1 protein-coding gene is annotated in these 570 nt (G+C 41.6%); it reads right to left on the reverse strand.

The window, feature by feature from the left end; genetic code table 11:
• Positions 1–14: 14 nt before the first annotated feature.
• Positions 15–422 carry a hypothetical protein gene (locus ACFINI_RS10135; RefSeq protein WP_375648061.1) on the reverse strand — a complete coding sequence of 136 codons (408 nt, stop codon included), beginning with the start codon at positions 420–422 and terminating at the stop codon, positions 15–17.
• Positions 423–570 lie beyond the last annotated feature (148 nt).

The raw sequence follows: 570 nt of genomic DNA on the forward strand, positions 1-570 counted from the left end.
TTGTTGATCATCACTTAAGATTGGCATTCATCCGCATTTTTATATTTTTTACAAAAAGGGCTGTTTAAGCGCTTTTCGACACTTCTCTTCGGGATGACAGCACCAGGCTGACAAATGGGAAGGTCTCTACCGTTAAAAGGAGAACACCAGCTAGCTCTCCCTTTATAATGGAATCCTGCTTGGATCATGCAAGCATCAATCGTTGCATTCTCATTGTTGCTTAACTTTTGAACTTCATCCTCAAGATAATTAAGGTGTGGCAAACCACACTCTAGCAATGCTTTTCCTACCTCCGTAGAATCTGCTCCTAGCTTCTCCCACACAGCCGTCTCTCCTCGAGGAGGTTTATCAATGTTTTCAATATCACATCCAGCAACCGTTAACAGAATGAGCAGGCTTAATAAATTAAACAACATTTTCATTTTTTGTTCCCTGTTCTCGTTGAATGAAGTTTGTTAAAACCAAATGAACCATAATTAATTTGACACTCACGACTCGCATCAGCATAACAATTATGGGGGCTCGGGTTAAGGCCCAAGACCGCTCTCCCCATCTCTCTGAGAGGATTAG

Origin of the sequence: Bartonella sp. AA56HLJMS, from assembly GCF_042197145.1 — a bacterium.
Taxonomy (GTDB): domain Bacteria; phylum Pseudomonadota; class Alphaproteobacteria; order Rhizobiales; family Rhizobiaceae; genus Bartonella.

What these genes read in the sequence shown, in the direction of transcription:
- ACFINI_RS10135 (WP_375648061.1), bottom strand. Translation starts at nt 422, where the DNA reads ATGAAAATGTTGTTTAATTTATTAAGCCTGCTCATTCTGTTAACGGTT.